Genomic DNA, 2,098 nt, shown 5'->3' with positions numbered 1-2,098 from the left:
CGGTGGCGACGGCCACCGCGAGGCCCGCCGCCGCGGTGGCCAGGGCGAGGCCCGCGATGCCCCACCTGGTCGTCGCGCGCCGAGATCGTGCGGGGGACTGCATGGACGGTGTCCTTTCACAGGGATGTGCCCACGGCGTCGCTCGCGCGCGGATGGCGGCGGATCAGCGCGGTCGCTCCGGGTGGGCCTGGCAGCCGGGGCCGACCTTACTAGCGCACTTGATTCAAGTCACGATAAAAGTGCGGCGATGGTGAGTCGCCGCAGGCGGGCGGGTGCGGCGACGACCTCGTAGGCGGCGATCCTGCCGTCCCGGACGGTCACGGTGAGGGCGAGCCGGAGCCGTCCTCGCGGTGCCACGACGATGCCGACGCGTCCGTCCACCAGGGCCGGTTCGGCGTGTCGTGCGTTGGCGGCGAGGAGGACGGTCTCGGCGGCGACGGCGTGCGCGCCGCGGATCTCGGTGGTGGCCCCGGCCGGCAGGGCGGCGGGGTCGGCGCGGCGGACGACGTCGGGGTCGAGCACGGCGAGCAGGGCGTCGAAGTCGCCCGCGCGTGCCGCGGCGAGGAACGCGTCCACGACGCGCCGGGTGCGGGTCAGCTCGGCTTCCGGCAGCGCGGTGGTGCCGCGGACCTTGTGGCGGGCGCGGCTGGCGAGCTTCTTGGTGGTGGCGGTGCTGCGGCCGACGATCGGCGCGATCCGGTCGAACGGGACGGCGAACGCGTCGTGCAGCACGAACGCGACCCGTTCGGCGGGCGCGAGGGTGTCGAGGACGACCAGCAGGGCCAGTCCGACCGAGTCGGCCAGCACGGCCTCGGTCGCCGGGTCGTCGTCGGCGGGTGCGTCGGGCACCTCCCCGACGGTGTCCTCGCGGCGGGTCCGGCGGTGGCGCAGCACGTCCAGGCAGATCCGGGACAGGGCGGTGCGCAGCCACGCGGCGAGGTTGTCGATCCCGTCGGTGTCGACCCGGGTGAGCCGCAACCAGGTCTCCTGCACCGCGTCCTCGGCTTCCGGGAACGACCCGAGCATGCGGTGGGCGACCGCGCGCAGGTGCCCGCGGTGGGCCTCGAACCGGTCCGCCAGCTCGTCGTGCATCGGTTCCCTCCCGGTCCCTCTCCCCGGTAGACGCGCCGGGGACCGGAAAGGTGACGGGAACCTCGACTACTCGTCGACGACCTGGTAGATCAGGGGGGAGTCACGGCCGCCGCCGGAGACCTGAGGAGATCACCCGCATGGGGACACGCCTGTCGGTGGTGCGCGCCGCGGCGGCCTGCCTGGTCGCGACGCTCGTCGGTTCGGCGCTGGTGGGTTCGGCGCTCGTCGGCTCCGCGCGGGCCGCCTCGGCCGTGCTGACCGCCGCGTTCAGCCAGTCGTCGGTGTGGAGCACGGGGTACGGCGGGCAGGTGGTGCTGACCAACACCGGTGACGCGGAGAGCACCGGCTGGGTGGTCGGGTTCGAGCTGCCGGCGGGGTCGTCGGTGAGCAACGCGTGGAACTCCGTGCTCACCCGGGACGGGCAGCGGTACCGGTTCGCCAACGCGGGCTTCAACGGGCGCATCCGCCCCGGCGGCACCGCGAGCTTCGGCTTCACCGTCTCCGGCGTCGGCCTGCCCCTCGGCTGCACGGTCGACGGCAAGCCGTGCGAGGGCGGCGGTCCCGTTCCCGACACGTCCGCGCCGACCGCTCCCGCCGGGCTGCGGGTGACCGGCGTGACGGCGGGCTCGGTGTCGTTGGCGTGGGATCCGTCGACCGACGACGTCGGTGTGGCCGAGTACCAGGTCCTGCGCGGCACGGCGGTGGTCGCCACGGCCACGTCCACCGAGGTGACCGTCGGCGGTCTGCTGCCGAGCACCGCCTACGCGTTCACCGTGCGGGCCCGTGACGCGGCGGGCAACGCGTCGGGCGCGAGCGGCGAGGTCACCGCGACGACCGGCGCGGGCGGGTCCTCGGTGGACGTCTCGACGGCGGCGCAGCTGCAGGCGGCCCTGGCCGCCGCCGCGCCGGGTCAGACCATCCGGATGGCCGCCGGCGTGTACCGCGGGCCGTTCGTGATCACCCGGCCGGGCACCGCCGCCGCGCCCGTCACGCTGACTGGACCGGC

At 75.2% G+C, this 2,098-nt stretch carries 2 protein-coding genes; one reads left to right on the top strand and one right to left on the bottom strand.

What is annotated here, in order from left to right; all coding sequences use genetic code 11:
- Positions 1-228 precede the first annotated feature (228 nt).
- Entirely contained in the window at positions 229-1,092 is an 864-nt protein-coding gene (locus AB0G02_RS36715) for a sigma-70 family RNA polymerase sigma factor (RefSeq protein ID WP_360804052.1), read from the bottom strand.
- A 137-nt stretch (positions 1,093-1,229) separates the two neighbouring features.
- Here AB0G02_RS36715 and AB0G02_RS36710 point away from each other — a divergent pair.
- A partial coding sequence (locus AB0G02_RS36710) for a cellulose binding domain-containing protein (protein ID WP_360804049.1) occupies positions 1,230-2,098 on the top strand: 869 nt, incomplete at its 3' end.

It is taken from the genome of Actinosynnema sp. NPDC023658, assembly GCF_040639995.1.
Lineage (GTDB): Bacteria > Actinomycetota > Actinomycetes > Mycobacteriales > Pseudonocardiaceae > Actinosynnema.
The sequence above is the reverse complement of the archived record's forward strand: the minus strand, read 5'-3'. Positions and strand labels throughout refer to the sequence as shown.

What these genes read in the sequence shown, in the direction of transcription:
- AB0G02_RS36715 (WP_360804052.1), bottom strand. Translation starts at nt 1,092, where the DNA reads ATGCACGACGAGCTGGCGGACCGGTTCGAGGCCCACCGCGGGCACCTG.